The 17,984-nt window shown below is 73.2% G+C and carries 14 protein-coding genes and 2 pseudogenes; 9 read left to right on the top strand and 7 right to left on the bottom strand.

Translation table 11 applies throughout. From position 1 onward, the window contains the following. Positions 1-66: 66 nt before the first annotated feature. A complete protein-coding gene (locus ACOJTC_RS07595; protein WP_357924746.1) occupies positions 67-612 on the bottom strand; it encodes a GNAT family N-acetyltransferase in 546 nt (181 codons plus the stop codon). Between the two features lie 200 nt (positions 613-812). On the opposite strand from ACOJTC_RS07595, the gene ACOJTC_RS07590 reads away from it, so the two are divergent. Both ACOJTC_RS07590 and ACOJTC_RS07585 read left to right on the top strand, forming a co-directional pair. Beyond that, complete coding sequence (locus tag ACOJTC_RS07590; protein ID WP_088643621.1) at positions 813-1,358, top strand: DoxX family protein; 546 nt, start codon at positions 813-815, stop codon at positions 1,356-1,358. A gap of 204 nt (positions 1,359-1,562) precedes the next feature. Continuing rightward, positions 1,563-2,999: a glycosyltransferase 87 family protein gene (locus ACOJTC_RS07585; protein WP_363649651.1), complete on the top strand. Its 1,437-nt coding sequence runs from the start codon at positions 1,563-1,565 to the stop codon at positions 2,997-2,999. A 67-nt stretch (positions 3,000-3,066) separates the two neighbouring features. Here ACOJTC_RS07585 and ACOJTC_RS07580 read toward each other — a convergent pair whose 3' ends face one another. From ACOJTC_RS07580 to moaC, 4 genes are all read right to left on the bottom strand, one after another. After that, positions 3,067-3,498 carry a molybdenum cofactor biosynthesis protein MoaE gene (locus ACOJTC_RS07580; protein WP_357925747.1) on the bottom strand — a complete coding sequence of 144 codons (432 nt, stop codon included), beginning with the start codon at positions 3,496-3,498 and terminating at the stop codon, positions 3,067-3,069. Beyond that, positions 3,495-4,754 (bottom strand): molybdopterin molybdotransferase MoeA, encoded by a 1,260-nt coding sequence (locus ACOJTC_RS07575; RefSeq protein WP_420116299.1) that lies wholly within the window; start codon positions 4,752-4,754, stop codon positions 3,495-3,497. The genes ACOJTC_RS07580 and ACOJTC_RS07575 overlap by 4 nt, the downstream gene beginning before the upstream one ends. Positions 4,755-4,832: 78 nt before the next feature. Then, positions 4,833-5,303, bottom strand: a complete 471-nt coding sequence (locus tag ACOJTC_RS07570) for a MogA/MoaB family molybdenum cofactor biosynthesis protein (RefSeq protein ID WP_204925487.1) — start codon at positions 5,301-5,303, stop codon at positions 4,833-4,835. Next, positions 5,300-5,791, bottom strand: a complete 492-nt coding sequence (moaC, locus tag ACOJTC_RS07565; RefSeq protein ID WP_204925488.1) for a cyclic pyranopterin monophosphate synthase MoaC — start codon at positions 5,789-5,791, stop codon at positions 5,300-5,302. The genes ACOJTC_RS07570 and moaC overlap by 4 nt, the downstream gene beginning before the upstream one ends. 686 nt (positions 5,792-6,477) lie before the next feature. Here moaC and ACOJTC_RS07560 point away from each other — a divergent pair. From ACOJTC_RS07560 to ACOJTC_RS07545, 4 genes and pseudogenes are all read left to right on the top strand, one after another. Beyond that, entirely contained in the window at positions 6,478-9,006 is a 2,529-nt protein-coding gene (locus tag ACOJTC_RS07560) for a putative bifunctional diguanylate cyclase/phosphodiesterase (protein WP_204925489.1), read from the top strand. Then, a pseudogene (locus ACOJTC_RS07555) lies at positions 9,003-10,289 on the top strand (glycosyltransferase 87 family protein); the annotation flags it as partial. The gene ACOJTC_RS07560 and the pseudogene ACOJTC_RS07555, both read left to right, overlap by 4 nt. Positions 10,290-10,316: 27 nt before the next feature. Continuing rightward, on the top strand, positions 10,317-10,949 hold the full coding sequence (locus ACOJTC_RS07550; protein WP_420116310.1) for a phosphoribosyltransferase: 633 nt from the start codon (positions 10,317-10,319) through the stop codon (positions 10,947-10,949). A gap of 29 nt (positions 10,950-10,978) precedes the next feature. After that, positions 10,979-11,404, top strand: a complete 426-nt coding sequence (locus ACOJTC_RS07545) for a zf-TFIIB domain-containing protein (protein WP_357924757.1) — start codon at positions 10,979-10,981, stop codon at positions 11,402-11,404. 51 nt (positions 11,405-11,455) lie between these two features. On the opposite strand, the gene ACOJTC_RS07540 is transcribed toward ACOJTC_RS07545, so the two are convergent. After that, positions 11,456-11,695: a hypothetical protein gene (locus ACOJTC_RS07540; RefSeq protein WP_420116312.1), complete on the bottom strand. Its 240-nt coding sequence runs from the start codon at positions 11,693-11,695 to the stop codon at positions 11,456-11,458. Between ACOJTC_RS07540 and ACOJTC_RS07535 the strand changes: the two are divergent. Continuing rightward, a pseudogene (locus ACOJTC_RS07535) lies at positions 11,597-11,905 on the top strand (maleylpyruvate isomerase N-terminal domain-containing protein); the annotation flags it as partial. The gene ACOJTC_RS07540 and the pseudogene ACOJTC_RS07535 overlap by 99 nt on opposite strands. Then, positions 11,904-12,224, top strand: a complete 321-nt coding sequence (locus ACOJTC_RS07530; protein WP_420116311.1) for a hypothetical protein — start codon at positions 11,904-11,906, stop codon at positions 12,222-12,224. The pseudogene ACOJTC_RS07535 and the gene ACOJTC_RS07530, both read left to right, overlap by 2 nt. Positions 12,225-12,246: 22 nt before the next feature. On the opposite strand, the gene ACOJTC_RS07525 is transcribed toward ACOJTC_RS07530, so the two are convergent. Further along, on the bottom strand, positions 12,247-15,843 hold the full coding sequence (locus ACOJTC_RS07525) for a replicative DNA helicase (RefSeq protein WP_420116309.1): 3,597 nt from the start codon (positions 15,841-15,843) through the stop codon (positions 12,247-12,249). A 406-nt stretch (positions 15,844-16,249) separates the two neighbouring features. Between ACOJTC_RS07525 and ACOJTC_RS07520 the strand changes: the two genes are divergently transcribed. Then, positions 16,250-17,926 (top strand): hypothetical protein, encoded by a 1,677-nt coding sequence (locus ACOJTC_RS07520; protein WP_420116298.1) that lies wholly within the window; start codon positions 16,250-16,252, stop codon positions 17,924-17,926. Positions 17,927-17,984 lie beyond the last annotated feature (58 nt).

Genomic DNA, 17,984 nt, shown 5'->3' with positions numbered 1-17,984 from the left:
GCCGGGCGGCCAGGCCAGCCCCGCTGTCCGCGCGCCCGGCCGCCGAAAGGCCGGGGGCGCGGCGGCTCAGACGCGGGACCAGGGGGGCGGGAAGACCACCTCGCCGCGTGGTGGCGGCGGCGCGTCGCTGACCTCCGGCGGCAGCACGAGCGCCTGCCACGGCTCCCCCAGCCCCGACCAGGGACTGACCAGCCCCATCCGGTCGGCCCGGGTGAAGCCGAAGCGCCGGTAGTACGCCGGGTCGCCGAGCACCACCACCAGCCGTTCGCCCAGCTCGGTGGCGGCTTCCAAGGCGGCCTGCACCACCGCCGTGCCGTGCCCGACCCGTTGCCGGTGTGGGGCGACCGCCACCGGCCCGAGCACCAGCGCCGGGACGCGGACCCGGTCGGCCTCGACCTGTACCCGGGTGAGCAGCGCGTACCCGACCACCTCGCCGCCGTACTCGGCGACCATCGCCAGTTCCGGCAGCCACGCCGCGCTGCCGCGCAGGTCGTCGACGAGCGCGACCTCACCGGGGGTGGTGCGGTCGGGGCGGGCGAAGGCGGCGGCCAGCACCCGGCGGACCGGGCCGGCGTCGGCCGGGCCCTCGGGGCGCAGCCGAAGGGTCGTCACCCGCGCGACGTTACCGGTCGGAGCCCGTCCATCAGCGACGGTCGCTCCATTCGGCGTGGCGTACCGCCTCCGCCTGCCGGTATGCACGGCCGCCGGCCCGGGGCGGGGGTCGACGCACCGATGCGGACCGTCGACACGCGGACCGCCGCGGATCGGCCATTGCCCGGATAGCGGGGCGTCAAACGGGGTATGACTGAGCCATGAAACCCGTGCGCTCCCTCGCCCGTGTCATGTTGAGCGGCATCTTCGTGGTCAGTGGCGCCCGCAACTTTCAGCACCCCCACCGGCTCGTCCCGGCGGCCAAGCCGGTCACCGACCGGGTCACGCCGCTGATCCAGCAGGTCGCGCCGCAGCTCCCCACCGACACCGAGACGTTGATCCGGGCCAACGCCGCCGTGCAGTTCACCGCCGGTCTGATGCTGGCCACCGGGAAGTTCACCCGGCCGGCCGCGCTGGTCCTGGCCGGTACGCTGGTGCCCACCACCGCCGCCGGTCACCCGTTCTGGAGCAACGACGATCAGGCGACCCGGAACAACAACCAGGTGCACTTCCTGAAGAACCTCGGGCTCTTCGGTGGTCTGCTGCTCGCCGCCGCCGACACCGAGGGCAGGCCGGGTCTGCGCTGGCGGGCCGGCCACCGCATCGGCCACTCCCGACGCTCGGTGGGGCGCGCGGTGCGCACCGCCCGGCGGGAGGCCCGGATCGCCGTACGGTCGGCCGCCGCCGCCCGTCGGCTTCCCGGCTGACCTGCATCGATTCGGCCATCACCCCCCGCAAGGCCACGAATTACCTGAACCGCCCGACACCCGTTAACGCGGTGGAAATGTCAAAAACTGGTGTGGGATCGGACACGGTCGGATAACGCGGGAGGCAGCAACGTGAGGCGCCGTTCTAGGCTCCCTACCGGACCTGGACGGGTAGGACGACCTTGGTACGGGGGTGGCCACGCCATGCCGACAACCGTCGGTAGACGTGCGGACCGCCTCGCCCCGGTGCGTCGCGCAACGCGTGGGATCGATCGTAGGACAGTCGTACGGACCGGCATCGTGGCCGCCGTCGCCTATGCCGCATGGCTCGCCATCGGTGCTTTCGGGCGGCCGTACAACTTCTTCGACATGAAGATCTACCACGGCGCGGTGGTGTGGTGGGCGAGCGGGCACGAGTTGTACGAGTTCATCGCGCCCACCACCACGCTGGGTTTCACCTACCCCCCCTTCGCCGCGCTGGCCATGCTGCCGATGGCGGGGCTGCCGATCGAGGTGGCCGGGTGGATCAACGCAGCCGGCAGCATCGCCGCCCTCGCGGTGGTCCTCGCCGCGCTGCTGCGTCCGATCGTCGACCGACTCGGTTGGCCGCTCTGGTTCACCGTGGCCATCGCCACGCCGATGGCCACCGCCATCGAACCGGTCCGGGAGACCCTGGGGTACGGCCAGGTCAACCTGCTCCTGTTCGCGTTGATCATGGCGGATCTGGTGGGCCTGCGCTGGCGTTCCCGGCGCGGCACCCACGGGCGCGACACCGACGGCCCGTTCCTGCGGCTGTTCTACAGCGGGTCCTGGGCCGGGGTCGGCATCGGCCTGGCCACCGCCGTCAAGCTCACCCCGGCGCTGTTCATCGCCTACCTGCTGATCACCAGGCAGTGGCGGGTCGCCGCCACCGCCGTCGGCACCACCATCGGCGTCACCCTGGGCAGCTTCGCCCTGGTCGGCACCGAGTCGCGGGCCTACTTCGGCGGCGTGCTGTGGCAGACCGAACGGGTCGGGGCCGCCGACATGACGCCCAACCAGTCGCTGGCCGGCCTGCTGGCCCGGCTCTACGACTCGATCGAGACGCCCGGCCTGCTCTGGCTGGCGTTCTCGGTGCTGATCCTGGCCGTCGGGCTGTCCCGGGCCGCCAACGCCCGCGCCGATGGCGACGAGTTGACCGCGTTCACCCTGGTCGGGCTGACCGCCAACGTGATCAGCCCGATCTCCTGGTCGCACCACCTGGTCTGGGTCATCCCGGCGATCGTCGTACTCGCCGACGCCGCCGTGCGCCGCCGCGAGGCGAGCCGGGGGTTGTCGCTGCGCACCGGCCAGCCGGCGTTCGGCGGGCCGCCCGGGGTGAACGGGCTGCGCCCGCCGATCTGGTACCCGACGCTGACCGGGCTGCGGCACGGCGTGGCCGCGCTCGGGTTGTACCTGCTCTTCCTGATCTCACCGATCTGGCCGTACGAGCACAAGCTCCCCGAGGTGTCGCACTACCAGAACGGCCTGTTCGGCGCGCTCATGGAGAACTCGCTCGCGCTGGCGCTGATCGTGCTGGTCGCCGCCCTGCCCTGGCGACCCGGTGCCGAGCCCGCCTTCTACGCCGACCGGCCGGCCCGCGCCACCGCCGGCCGCCGCTGACCCCGCCCGTCCCGCTCCACCACGGACAGCCTGCCCAGGCCGGCCCGGCGACTCCCGACGGCCGGGCTCAGGGGCAGTTGACCCACTCCTCGGTGCCGTCGGCGAAGACCTGCCGCTTCCAGATCGGCAGTCGCGCCTTAACCTCGTCGACCAGCCGGGCGCAGGCCGCGAAGGCCGCTGCCCGGTGTGCCGTGCTCACCGCCGCCACCAGCGCCACGTCTCCGATGTCGAGCCGGCCGATCCGGTGCGACACGGCCACCGCGTAGACGTCGGGGTCGGCGGCGATCTCGGCGGCCACCGCGCGCAGCGTCTCGACGGCGCTCGGGTGGCCCTCGTACTCCAGCAGGGTCACCGGTCGGCCGTGGTCGTGGTCGCGGACCACGCCCTGGAAGGAGACCACCGCGCCGGCCCGCCGGTCGGCCACCGCCGCCTCGTGCGCGGCCAGGTCCAGCGGCTGGTCGGTGACCGCGAGCAGGGCCGTCGTCGGGCCGGCCGTCACCACGTACGCTCCCCGGGCAGCAACGGCAGCGGTACGACCGGCACCCGGGCCCCGACCTCGCCGGAGGTGCCCGGCCGGATCACCGCGAACCCGTCCGCGCCGGCGAGCCCGCGCAGCATCGCCGACCCGACGTGGCGGACCGGGTGGGCGGTGCCGGCGGCCCGGTCCAGCCGGACCAGCGCGAGGTGGGTGTAGTCCCCCCGACCGGGCACCGGCCCGGCGAGGGTGGCCTGGGGCAGCGCCGGCAGCGCACGGCCCTGGAGCCCGGCGAGCAGCGGCGCGACCAGCGACACCAGGGCGACGATCGCGGACTGCGGGTTGCCCGGCAGCCCGGCCACGAAACGCACCCGCCCGTCGGCGTCGACCAGCCGGGCCAGCAGCATCGGGAAGCCGGGCCGCACGGCGACCGTGTTCACCACGTGGTCGGCCCCCAGCGCCTCCAGCGCGGGGTGCAGGTGGTCGACCGGGCCGTGCATGGTGCCGCCGGTGGTGCAGACCAGGTCGGCCCCGGCGAGCGCGCCGCGCAGGGCGGCCACGTGGGCGGGGAGGGTGTCCGCCACCGGGCCGACCACGTCGGAGGGCCGCACCTGGCAGCCGTAGCGGCGCAGCCAGGACGGCACGGCGGGGCCGAGCGCGTCGCGGACCCGGCCCGACCCGGGCGGACCGGCGGTGAGCAGTTCGTCGCCGAAGACCAGCAGCGCGGCACGCGGTTGGCGGCGCACCGTGAGCTGGTCGTGCCCGCAGGAGGCGGCCAGCCCGATCAGCGCCGGGTCGACCGGGGTGCCGGCCGGCAGCAGTTCCTCACCGGCCACCGCCTCCTCGCCCGGCTCCCGCCACTCCGGGTTCGGGCGTGGCGTGCCGGTCACCCGGCCGTCCGGGGTACGCCGCGAGTCCTCGATCCGCAGGATGGCGGTCGTCCCGGTGGGGACCATCGCGCCGGTGGCGATCTCCACGGTGGTGCCGTCGGCGGCCAGCCCGGCCGGGGTCTGCCCGGCGAGCACCCGTCCCACGACGTCCCACGGGCCGGCCCCGCGTACCGCCCAGCCGTCGACGCTGGAGGTGGGGAAGGCCGGCAGGTCGGTCCGGGTGGTCAACGGCGCGGCCAGGGTGTACCCGTCGGCGTCGGCCAGTGCCCGCTGGACCGGGGGCAGGGCGGCGGCGAGGCCGACCGCGTACACCCGGGAACGGGCCTCCTCCCAGCCGGCCGGCGGCGGCGCGGCGACCTGGGCCGCGGCGGCGGCGGTTTCCGTGCTCACCGGGGGCCTCCGTTCGGACGGTACGCGGCGCTCCGCGTACACCCCCGCGAGCCTATCGCCGCCACGCCGGGCGTGCGGTCAGTGGTCGCCGCCGCGCAACTGGTCGACCGCGTGGCCGAGGATCGGCCCGAGCACGGCCAGCCCGTCCTTCGCGCCGCCCCGCGAGCCGGGCAGGTTGACCACGAGCATCCGGCCCAGCACCCCGGCGACCCCCCGGGACAACGCCGAGGTCGGCACCCGGTCCCGGCTGTACGCGCGGATCGCCTCGGCGATGCCGGGGATCTCGTGGTCGAGCAGCGCCCGGGTCACCTCGGGCGTCCGGTCGGTCGGGTTGATGCCGGTGCCGCCGCTGGTCAGCACCACGTCGATCCCGTCGGCGTGGGCGGCGCGCAGGGCCTCACCGACCGGTTCGCCGTCGGGCACCACCACCGGCTCGTCGACCTGGCAGCCCAGCTCGCGCAGGCCGGCGACGAGCAGCGGCCCGCTGGTGTCGGCGTACACCCCGGCGGCGGCCCGGTTGGACGCCACGACGACCCGGGCCCGGATCACGGCCGGTCCTGCGGGCGGACCCACTCGCCGGTCTTGCCGCCGGACTTGCTCAGCACCCGGACGCCGTCCACGGCGGCGGCCGGGTCGACCGCCTTGACCATGTCGATCAGGGCCAGACCGGCGACGGCGACGGCGGTCAGCGCCTCCATCTCCACCCCCGTCCGGTCGGCGGTGCGGGCGGTGGCGGTGATCTCGACGGTGTCGTCGGTCAGTTCGAGGTCGACGGTGACGCCGTGCAGGGCGATCGGGTGGCACAGCGGGATCAGGTCGGGGGTGCGCTTGGCGCCCATGATGCCGGCGAGCCGGCCGACGGCCAGCGCGTCGCCCTTGGGCAGCCCGTCGCGGCGCAGCAGCTCCACCACCTCGACGGTGGTGCGCAGCCGCCCGGCGGCCACGGCGATCCGGCCGGACACCGGCTTGGCGGAGACGTCGACCATGCGGGCCGCCCCCGCGGCGTCGACGTGGCTGAGCTGCGCGGGATCGGTCACGTCCGTGAGCCTAGCGGTGTGCTCCGATCCGGGGGTACGTCCGGGCGTGACGGCGACCCGGGAACCGGAGTGCCGGGCGCGCGGGGACGATTCGTGATCGGTGGTTCATCGTCGATTTCATCGGCCGCCACTAATAGGTTCTCGTGTCGACGGTAGAGCGGGAAACACCATCACGCGCGAGATCGTCACACCTGAGAAACCCTCCGTCGCGTCGTGGCCGCGAATCGCCACCGGGCCACTTCGCCCACGTTGGCACCACCGCGCCGAGACGACTACGCTGCGTTCCACAATCGGGTGATCTGTCGCACTCACCTAGCCGGTCACCTCGACGTACGGCAAACGGCCCCTCTCGCCCGATGTCGCGAAGCCGCCGTCTGCACCATTATCTAGCGTTAACGAGAACCGTCGGGAGCGCTCAGCACTCCGTTTCCCCGCGGAAACGGAAAGTCACCAAGGTGCACTCAATTCTCACCTATCGCTCATAGTTACATTTATACCTCCAAAAACGGCCTAACCGCCCTTAGGCTGTCCCCTGTCAGATCCCGACCGCAAGGGTCGGCGACAACGATCAGGGGAGGGCGAACGCGATGTCCGCACACGAGTGGCTCTGAACGATTGTGGTGGCGGCGTGACCCCACGTAGCCTTGGCCTCTGCTCAGCGACACGGAGTGGTTGTCGAGGACACGGTGGCACGACCGGACGAAGGCAAGACGGAGGCCGAGCGGCAGCTGACGCTGCACGTCGGCCTCGTCTGCGTGGTGGCCACCGCAGCGGCGGTCGTCGCCCTCTACCAACTGGTCCACCTCGACCTCACCGGCGGCGACCTCACCCGGTCCGTCGCGCTGGCCTTCATGGCCGCGCTCAGCGTCCGGATCAACTGGCAGATCCGCATCCGGGCCACCGTCCACGCGGTCTCCTGGAGCGAGACGGCGATCGTCCTCGGGCTGGCCGTCGCACCGGCGCCCCTGGTCGTCCTCACCACCGGGACGGGCGTCGCGATCGCCCTGCTGTCCATGAAGCGCGGACCGCTGAAGACCACCTTCGGCATCGCCAAGAGCATGCTGCTGGCGGCCGCAGGCGGCGTCGCGCTGCACACCCTCGGCTGGTCGCCGCAGGACACCGACCTGCCGAACGCCATCGGCATGATCGGGCTCGCCTACGTCGTCGCCGTGGTCCTCGACGAACTACTCACCCTGCCCGTCATCGCGATGGCCACCGGCACCCCGCTGCCCCGGCTCTTCTCCGACGACCTCGGCCTACGCCTGACCAGCGCGCTGGCCCGCTTCGTCCTGATCGCCGTCACCCTGGCCATCCTCCAGGCCGACCCCCGGCTCCTGCTCGCCGTGCCACCCCTGGTGCTCAGCCTGCACCTGCTCTACTCCAACCAGGTCAAGTCCCGCACCGAGCAACAGGCCTGGCAACGGCTGGCCCGCACCACCGACGCGCTCAACGTGGTCGACCTGGACAAGGTCCTCACCACCGCCGTCACCCAGGCCACCGAACTCTTCTCCGCCGACGAGGTCGAGATCGAGCTGCGCGACGCCGGTCGCACCGTCCGGGGCGCGAGCGGCACGATCACCTACGACGGCCCGTCCGGCACCCCGAGTGAGATCGAGGGCACCGTCCTGCCCGCCCGCCTCGAAGGCCACGACCGCACCGTCGACGTCGGGATGCTGCGGCTGCGGTTCCGAGGACCGGTCCGGCTCAACGAACGCGAGCAGTACACCCTGCGCACCTTCGCCTCCGCGTTGTGCACGGCCGTCCGCAACGCCCAGGCGTACGCCGAACTCGCCCGGGTCGCCGCCGAACACGCCCACGCCGCCAGCCACGACGCACTCACCGGCCTGGCCAACCGCCGGCAACTGCTCGACCGGGGCACCGAACAGCTCGGTACCCGGCACGCCGAGGGGGTGACCGCCCTCGTCCTGATCGACCTCAACCACTTCAAGGAGGTCAACGACACCCTCGGCCACGCCGCCGGTGACCAGGTGCTGATGCGGGTCGCCGACCGGCTGCGCGCCGCCGCCCGCGACGAGGACCTGGTCGCCCGCCTCGGCGGCGACGAGTTCGCCGTGCTGATGCGCAACCTGCCCGCCCCCGCCATCGCCGCCCACCGGGCCGAGACCCTGCTCGGCGCCCTGCACGAACCGATCGACGTGGACGGCATGCGGATCAGCGTGGAGGCCAGCGGCGGCATCGCGGCGGCCCCCGCCACCGGCGGCATGCCCGAACTGCTGCGCCGCGCCGACGTCGCCATGTACCAGGCCAAGCGGGCCGGCCAACGGATCGCCACCTACGCCCCCACCCGGGACACCGCCGACCTGCGCCGGCTCACCCTCGGCGGTGAACTGCCCCGCGCGGTGGCCGACCACGAGTTCACCGTCAACTTCCAGCCCATCGTCGACCTCGGCACCGGAGAGGTGACCGGAGCCGAGGCGCTGGCCCGCTGGCACCACCCCCGACACGGGGTCATCGACCCGCTGCGCTTCATCGAGGCGGTGGAACGCTCCGGCATGCTCCCCGCGTTCGCCGAGGCCATCCTCGACCAGGCGCTCGTCGCCGCCGTCGGCTGGCGAACCGCCGGCTTCGACCTGCCCGTCTCGGTCAACGTCTCACCCCGCAGCCTGCTCGACGCCCGGTTCCCGGGCGCGGTGCTGGCCCGGCTCCAGGCCCACGACTTCCCCCCAGACCGGCTCGTCCTGGAGCTGACCGAGACACTCACCCTCAGCCAACTCGACGTGGTCGACCGGGTGCTCAACCGGCTGCGCGACTCCGGCATCCGGCTCGCCCTGGACGACTTCGGCACCGGCTACTCGTCGCTCTCCCTGCTCTCCCGCATCCCCGTACACGAACTGAAGATCGACCGCAGCTTCGTCACCGCGATGGAGAGTTCGGCCGAAGCGGCAGCCGTCATCCGCTCCACCCTCGACCTCGGCCGCAGCCTCGACCTGGCCGTCGTCGCCGAGGGCGTGGAGAGCGAACCACAGCGCCGGGCCCTGTGGTCGCTCGGCTGCGCCGCCGGCCAGGGACACCTGTTCGCCCGCCCCCTGCCGGCCGGCACGCTCCTCGCCGCACTGCAACGGGGCTCCGGTGGCCGCCCCGGGAGTCTCGCCACCCCCCTGCACGACACCGGCGCGGTCATCCGACTCAGCACCCCCGGCCGCCGCCAGCCCGCCCGGAACCGTTCGACGGGTCTGCCACACTTGCCGGCGTGACCGCCGCCGACCGTGCCGCCCGCCACCTGCGGGCCGTCGACACCGCAGCCGGTGGACTCGCCCTCGACCTCGGTCTCTACCTGGTCTCCGCGATCTTCGCGGCCGTCACCGCCGCCACCTCCACCCTGCCACCGCACCGGGCCTGGGGTGGCGTCGCCGCCGTCGGCTACCTCGCCGCGACGATCCTGGTCGCCGCCCAGTTCCTCCTCCGCCGCCACCGACCCGGGCTGGCCGGCACCACCACCCGCGCCGTGGTCACCGGCCTCACCTGGGCCGGCACCGCCCTGCTCCCGCTGATCATGCAGGCCGGGCAGCGGGCCGCCGGGCGCACCGACCGGGCCCAGGAGGAGGTGGTAGTGGTCGAGCAGGCCGGCATCCGACTCGCCGAGCACGGCACCCCCTACCTCGGGCCGGACGCCATCGCCGCGCTGCCCGCCGACGAACGGCTGCTCGGCTACACCCCATACCAGCCGGGAATGGCGCTGTTCGGGCTGCCCCGGGCCGCCGCCGACACCTGGTGGACCGACTCCCGCGTCTGGTTCGCGCTGGTCACCGCCGCAGCCCTGGCATGGGCCGTGGTCGCGCTGCGCCGTCCCGCCCCGACCACCGGCGGACGGGCCGGGGCACCGGCGGTGCTGCGCGGCGTGCAGGCGGCGACCGTCCTGCCGATCTGCGCGCTCACCCTCGCCACCGGCGGCGACGACCTGCCCGTACTCGCGCTCTGCCTGCTGGCGCTGGCGTTCGCCGCCACCGGCCGGCCCGGCGGGGCCGGGCTGGCGGTGGGGCTGGCCGGCGCGTTGAAACTGTTCGCCTGGCCGGTCGCGCTGGTCCTCATCTTCTGGGGGGTGACCCGACGGGCCGGGCTGCGGGTGGCGGCCGGCGCGCTCGGGCTGCCCGTCCTCGCCCTGCTCCCCGCCCTGCTGGTCGACCGGGACGCGCTGGTGGAGAACGTGCTGCGCTTCCCGCTCGGCCACGGCCAGGTCACCAGCCCCGCCCAGTCCCCGTTCCCCGGCCACCTGATCGCCACCGCCCTGCCCGGCGGCCGGGTCGTCGCCGCCGTGCTGCTCGTCGCCGTCGGCGCCGCGATCGCCGTCCGGCTCGTCCGCCACCCGCCCCGCACCGCCGCCGCCACCGCACTGGTCTGCGGGTACGGTCTGCTCGCCGCGATCCTGCTGATGCCGACCACCCGCTTCGGCTACCTGCTCTACCCGATCGCCCTGCTGACCTGGGCCCCCGCCCTCACCACCCGCCCGGCACCGGTTCCGCCGAGTTCCCGACGCACCCTGCCCACAGGGCGTAGACCTGAGGACATGAGCAGCTACCGCGACCGCGTCGACGCCGGCCGTCGGCTCGCCGAACGACTCACCGCCCTGGCCGGTCGACCCGACGTCGTCGTGCTGGGCCTGGTCCGCGGCGGGGTACCGGTGGCCCGGGTCGTCGCCGACCGGCTCGGCGTACCGCTCGACGTGCTGGTGGTCCGCAAGCTCGGCCTGCCCGGGGCACCCGAGGTGGCCTTCGGCGCGCTCGGCCCCGGTGGGGTCCGGGTCCTCAACGACCAGGTCGCCGCCCCGCTCGACCCGGCCGACCGCGCCGAGGTGCAACACCGTGAACAGGCCGAACTCGACCGTCGGGAGGCCCGTTACCGGCACGGTCGACCCCCGCTCGACCTGACCGGACGTACCGCCCTGATCGTCGACGACGGGCTGGCCACCGGCGCCACCGCCCGCGCCGCCGTGCAGGTCGCCCGGCAGCTCGGCGCCCGGCGGGTCGTGGTCGCGGTGCCGGTCGGCGCACAGCAGGCGTACGAGATGCTCGCCGCCGAGGCCGACGAGGTGATCTGCCCGCAGCACCCGGCCGGCTTCACCGCGGTCAGCGCCTACTACGACGACTTCCACGAGGTGGACGACGACGAGGTGGTCTCGGCGCTGATCACCACCGCCTGAATGCTGCGCCGACCGGGTACCGTCGAACGATGCAGCTCACCTGTCCCAAGTGTCACGGAGATATGCGCCAGTACGAGCGCAGCGGAGTCGTCATCGACCAGTGCGGCGAGTGCCGGGGGATCTTCCTGGACCGCGGCGAACTCGAAAAGCTGTTCGAGGCCGAGGCGAACTGGAACCAGCAGCGCAGTGGGGCCGCGCCCGGTCAGCCGGGGGCCGCTCCCGGTCAGCAGCACGTCCAGGCGCCGGGCGGATATCCGCCGCCGCCTCCACCGCCGCCCGCCCCGAGCCACCAGCCGGGCTACGGTGCCGTGCCGCCGCCCCCGCCGCCGCCGGGCTACCCGCCGCAGCCCGCGTACGGCGGCCACGGTGGCTACGGCCACCCGCAGCACCACGGCTACCACGGCCACTACAAGCGCAAGAAGCACAAGGGTTTCCTCGACGAGATGTTCGGCTGACCGGTTCCGTCGACGGCCGGGCCGGGCCCTCCCGCGCCCGGCCCGGTCCCGTCACCGCCATCGGCCGCGCGGGTTCCGGCCGGTGGTTTCCGGGTCCGGATGCCGGAGCAGGCCGGTCGTGCGACGCTGCACGGCATGACGTTCGTCCGGCAGCACACCGCGTTGGCGCAGGCCTACGACGGCATCACCCGGGTGGTCGCCGACCTCGACGACGATGCCCTGCAACGCCCCACCCGGTGTCGCGGCTGGGTGGTCGCCGACCTGCTCTTCCACCTGCTCGGCGACGCCCAACGGGCGCTGGTCACGCTGGCCAGCCCCGCCGACGGGCCGGCCGACACCGACGACGTCAGCTACTGGCGGTCGTTCCCGGCGGATGCCGATCCCGACGCGACGGCCCGGCACGCGTGGTGGGTCCGCCGCTCGGCCGCCGCCTTCGACCGGCCCACCGGTGTCGTCCGGATCTGGGCGGACACCGCCCCGGCCGCCGTACGCGCGGCGGGTGCCGCCGACCCCGCAGGGTTGCGTCACCACCCAGGGACACCTGCTGCGGGTGCCCGACTTCCTGGCCACGCTGACCACCGAGGCCGTCGTGCACCACCTCGACCTGGTGCCCGACCTGCCCGGTGCGCCGCCGCCCGGAGCGCTGGCCGTCGAGGTCGCGGTCGCCACCATGGACGGGCTGCTCAGCGACGACGCCGTCCGGCCCGCCGACTGGGACGACCTGACGTACCTGGGCAAGGCCACCGGTCGGGAGCCGCTGACCGACCGGGACCGGGTGGCGTTGGGCGAGGCCGCCGGCTGGTTCCCGCTACTCGGCTGAGTCGCCGGGCCCCGGCGTCGGGTCAGACGATCGCCATGTCGACGAAGCGGGACAGGTGCAGCTGGGCCGCCACCGTGATCGAGTCGGTAGGCCCATTTCTGTGCTTGGCAACAATGAAATCCGCTTCCCCAGCGCGCGGCGACTCCTTGTCGTAATAGTCGTCGCGGTGCAACAGGATGACGACGTCCGCGTCCTGCTCGATCGAGTTGTGGGTGGCGATCCCGTTGGCGACGAAATTGTGGGTGCCGAGTACCGTCGCATCGAAGACGTCCTGCTCGCCGAGCGACTCGATCGAGGTGATCTCGTCCCAGAAGATGTCGTTGGTGGCGTGCAGTTCGAGGTCGGCGGCGTCGAGTACCGAGGCGATCTTCGCCAGTCGGGATCGACTCGGTGCGCGCTTCCACAGCGCGCTGCCGCAGAATTGCGTACCTATTGCCCGGGCGAACTCGCGGTGGCTGATGCCCCGCTCCACCAGGACGTCCCGAACCTGGTTCCACACCTCGGTCGGCACCGTGTCGACGTTGGTGTTGCTCACCACCGTCTCCAACACGGTGAGCAGCGCTTCACAGGCAGCCGCACGCTCGCCGTGCACCCCGATCTCCCGCAGGAACCGCAGTTGGTCGTCCCGGCCCGAGATGTCGAGGGTGTACTGGGGACGGTGGTCAGCTACCGGAACGACTTTGAGGCGTGCGGTGATGCCGTACCGCAGGAGGAGCCGGGAGATGTCCTCAAGCATTCTGCGACTGGTGGAGGAGAAGTAGACACGTCCGCCCCTACCCGACTTGTTGACATGGACCGAGCCGTCGGTCGACCACAGGTGGCGCAGGAATAGCGTGACCTGTTCCTTGGGCATACTGAAGATCGCCTGCGGAATGAACTTCTCGTGCGAACGCAGCCCGAAGAGCCCCAGCCCGTCGAGCCATTCTGCGATCGGATTACGCCGTCCACGGGCCAGTCGGTACGGTGCGGGCAGCCGGAGCGTCGTGACCCGGGCGGCCTCGTACTCGTCCCGTACGGCGCTGATTCCGAAGTGCTTCGCGGCCTCGGCCACTGCCACCAGGTTTTCCTCGTCCCTGCTGGCGTACCGGATCGGCTGGCGTCTGACGAACGAACCGTCACCAAGCAGGTGCGCGAGCAGTACCACCTCCGCCTCCACCCACGGCCGGATCGCCAGCGGCGGGGGCAGGTGTCTCGGCGTAGCCAGCCGCGCTCCGACAGCCAGCTCACCGAGCGGCACCCATCCGGCGAAGGTGAGGAAAGGGTGGTTCGCCGTCGCGTCGATCTGCTTCCCCGACGCGAGGGTCAGCCGGAACACCTCGCGCCGACCGCTGGGGAAGACGTGCGTCATGGTCCGGGGCGAGTACCGCAGATTCTCGTCGAGCGCCCAGACCGGGATTTCCCTCGTCCCGGCCTCCAGCAGCTCGCCCATGGTGACTTCCGCGTTGGTGTCGGCCCGGATCAGTCGGGTCTCCGCGGTCAGACAGCCCGACTCCCGCAGGTCTGACAACTGTGGTCGCTTGTCGGTGCGTTGCTCGGGACCACGGTTGAGCTGGCTGACCGCGATCACCGGGCACTCGACCTCCTTGGCCAGCAGCTTCAGGCCACGGGACAGGTCCGCGACCTCCTGCTGACGGCTCTCGGTGCGCTTCGGTGAGGTCATCAGCTGGAGGTAGTCGACGACGATCATCTTGAGGTCGTGCTTCTGCTTGAGCCGCCGCGCCTTCGCCCGGATCTCCATCAGGTTCATGCTCGGGGTGTCGTCCACGAACAGCGGCGCCTCGCTGATCTCGCCCATGCAGCGGGCCAGCTTGGTCCAGTCGTCGTCGGAGAGCTGACCGCTGCGCAGTACGTGCAGCGGGACGCGCGCCTCGGCCGAGAGGAGCCGCATGACGATCTCGACCTTGCTCATTTCCAGCGAGAAGATGGCGGCGGCCTGGTTGGCCCGGATCGCCGCGTTACGGGCGAAGTCCATGCTGGCCGTGCTGTTGTGGGTGGGGATCATCGACCGGCCGGCCAGGTAGAGGTGGTCCGGGTTGTCGACGGTCACGCACCGCACCGGCACGCTGGCCACCGGCCGGACGTCCACCACGTACCGCACAGCCGGGTCGGTGCGCAGGCGGACGGCCTCGGCGGATGCCCTGGGCTCCCGGCGGAAGACGGCGTCCGGGGTGGCGAAGGCGACCGTGTACGTCGTCCCGGTCCGGCCGGATGCCGGCTGCTCGGTCAGCGTGCACCGGTAGCCGAGACCCACCACGAGTTCCCGAACGTCGCCGGCGAGCCGCCGCGAGACCGAGGTGTACCGGTGCTCGCCGGTCGGGGTGAGGGTGCCGGCGGTGTCCATCAGCCCGGCGAGCAGCGCCCGACGCTGCGCCTCGGAGCCGCGCAGGTAGTCGCGGGGGATGTGCTTGTCCGCGAGGACACCGATCTCCCGCAGCGTCGTCAGGAAGGACGCGGCCAGGTGCCCCGGGTCGGCCCGGCCGTCGCCGAGCCAGCCGCCCAGGCCGTACGGGGGGATGGGCACCGCCCGTTCGGGCAGTTGCAGGGGGGCGCAGGTGGCGATGGCGTGTCGGGGGCGTCCCTCCGGTCCGGTACGCAGCGTCGCCGCGATCTGCGCCGTGGTGAGCACGCCGTCCTCGGCCTCGGCAGGGCCCTGGGCCGCCTCGGCCGGCGTGCCGCCCGCCGGGGCGAGGGCCCGCGTCCGGGTGGTGGTCCGCCACAGGTGCCCGGCGTCGGCGACGATCACGCTGCCGTCGGAGAACTCGACCTCGTAGCAGGGTCGCCCGTGCATCACGGCGAAGGCGGCGGTGATGGTGGTCGGCGTGCCGTCCGCGGCGAGCAGCCGGTCGCCGACCTCGACCTCACCCATGGTGGTCCAGCCGTCCGGGGTGGGCAGCGGCGTGTCGAGCGCCAGCGCCTTACCGAGACCGGGGCGGCCGGCCACGATGATGAGCTGTCCCGGGTGCAGGCCGTTGAGCAGCCGGTCCAGGTCGGTGAAGCCGGTCGGCACGCCGGTCATCACGCCGCCCTGCGCGCCGACCGCCTCGATCTCGTCCAGGGTGGGCTGGAGCATGTCGGCGAGCACCGCGAAGTCCTCGCTGACCCGCCGTTCGGTGATCTCGTAGACCGCCTGCTGGGCCAGGTCGACGACGGCGTCGACGTCCCGGCTGCCACCGGCGGCGGTGCCGTAGCCGAGCTGCACGATCCGGGTGCCCGCCTCGACCAGGCGGCGCAGCACTGCGCGTTCGCCGACGATCCGGGCGTAGTAGGAGGCGTTCGCCGCGGTCGGTACGGCCGCCATGCAGGTGTGCAGGTAGGGGGCGCCGCCGACCCGGGCGAGGTCTCCGGAGTCGGCCAGGGCCGCCGCGACGGTGATGCCGTCGGCGGGCTCACCGCGACCGTAGATGTCGAGGATCGCGTCGAAGATGGTGGCGTGGACGGGCCGGTAGAAGTCGGTGGACTTGAGGATCTCGACGACGTCGGCGATGGCGTCCTTGGAGAGCAGCATGCCGCCGAGGACGCACTGCTCGGCGGCGACGTCCTGAGGTGGGGTCTTGTCGAACTGGCCGTCGCGGGGCGGCGGGGCGGACGACTGCCCCGCGACCCGGGGCTCGGCCCGCATGTCGTCGGTGATCGACACGGTTCCCCCTCCACAGCGTCGCGGTTGCCCCGGCGGTACGCCGGCGGTGACACCGTCCGGTCAGGTCGATCGGGGGGCCATCGCGCGACCGGTCGGTGCCCCACGATACGGACCGCGAGGTCAGACCCTCAACCGGCGCGGTGGACGAGCCTCGGGACAACCTGTGGACGCGCGTGGACAACCATGTGCGCAGCGTGTGCACAGCCTGTGGAAAACTGTGGGGGAATTCTGGGCTGCAAAGCTGTGAGCTGCGGGTTCACTATCCACACCCTGTGGACGAATATTTTCCGGTAAGGCTCTTGGGTCGGTCTTCCCGTACTATCTCTGCGAAACGGCTACACCTGGACAGCGGATTGCACTTTCGGTTGAGAAGGGTCACGCTCCGGCCGTGAGTTACCGGGACTGGGAGCGCGGGGAGGGCAGCCCGCGCGCGCGTCAGCCGATCGCCCCGTGGGACGACCTCGGCGACCCGGTTCCGTCGGATTCATATTCCTCGACGGACCGCTACCGTACGCCGAGTCGGCGTCGGGCGGTCGAGCGTGGCCAGCAGGAACCTGTCGACGCCTACCTGCCGCGCTGGGCGGTCGAGTCGGGCATCGCGCACGCCGACGGCCGGGGCCGGCACGCCGCCCCGGACGACGACGAGGACGACACCCGTCGGGCTGCCGGGGTGGGCCGGCGGGCGGCCAGGCGGCGGCGGGAGAGCGAGCGCCGGGAGGCGCGGGTGATGGGCGCGGGCCCCGGCTCCGACGACCACACCCGGGAGTGGACCTTCGACCGCCCCCAGCAGGAGCAGGGGTACGTCGGGAGCCGACGGGCGGACGCCGACGAGGGTGAGCCGGTCTCCGGGGCGGCCCCGACGGCCCGTCCACGCCGGGCGTCGTCGCGTCGTCCGGAGGTGATCTGGTCCGGCGGTGACGATTCCGACCTGCCCGTGGAGGCCGTTCCCGAGCAGCCGCCCCGGCGTCGGCGACGCAACACCGACGAGTCGTGGGCCCGGCCCCTGACCGATCCGGCGAGCCGTCCGGCGGCCGACCCGTGGAGCCGGTCGGCCGAGCCGGAACCGGACTACCGCCCTGCGGTGGACCCGTGGGACGCCTCCGGTGTGCACGGTTGGCAGAGTCCCGCCACCGACGACCGGTGGGATCGTCTCGGCGAGTCGTCGCGGTGGGGGCAGAGCGACAGCACCGGCCAGTGGGACCGGTTCACCGACACCGCCCAGTGGGACCGGACGGACGTCGGCCGGTGGGGTCCGGTGAGTACGGACCGTGACGGGTGGGAAGGCCGCGATCCGGGCCGGGTCGACCGTCCGGACCGCGCGGGCGTCGATCCGTGGGACCAGGGTGGGCCCGACCGGCGGGACGCGGGCGACGGGAACCGGTGGGAGCGGTCGGTGCCGCCCCGGTCGTCGCAGCCGGTAACCGGGGAGGGCTGGCCGTGGGGCGAGCAGCCGGAGGGCTTCTGGTCGGGTACCCGCCTGGCGGGCGACGACCCCCGTTGGATGGACCCGCCGACGTCGGCACCCCGGTCACCGGTGGTGGGTTACACAGCGCCGCGCCCCCGGGCGGCTCCGCGCCGTCGGGCCGAGCCGGTGTCCGGGCGGGCGGCGTCGGGGTCCGGGCGGGCGGCGTCGGCGTCCTCGCTGCGGGAGCGGATCGGCTCGGTGGGTGCCGGCTCGTGGAACCGTCGTCTGGAGGACGACCTGCTCGACCCGGACCCGGGTGGTCCGCTGCGTCCGTTGGTCTACACGGCCGCCTGTTACCTGGTGCCGGCGGTGCTGGTGTTCCTGTGGCTGTTGACCCTGGACGGTCAGCCGCCGGCCGGTTGTGTCACGGACATCAGCGGGGGCGGGTGTGAGCCGCCCCGGGCCCATGCGCTGGGTTCACTGGTCGCAGGTGGCCCCCGGTTCGGTCTGTCGTTGCTGAGCAGCCTGGTGGTGGCGGTGCTGCTGCGCCGGGTCGGGACGACCTGGCGGCCGGCGACGGTGGCGTTGGCGGCGGCGGTGGTCGGTGGCGGCCTGTCCACCGTGATGATCAGCGCGGTCACCGGTCAGCCGATCGGCTGACCGGGCGGTGCCGGGGCCCGGGGAGCCTGCCCGGTGGGAAGCGCGTAGTGGGCCGCCC

This window comes from Micromonospora sp., from assembly GCF_048594385.1.
Lineage (GTDB): Bacteria > Actinomycetota > Actinomycetes > Mycobacteriales > Micromonosporaceae > Micromonospora > Micromonospora wenchangensis.
The sequence above is the reverse complement of the archived record's forward strand: the minus strand, read 5'-3'. Positions and strand labels throughout refer to the sequence as shown.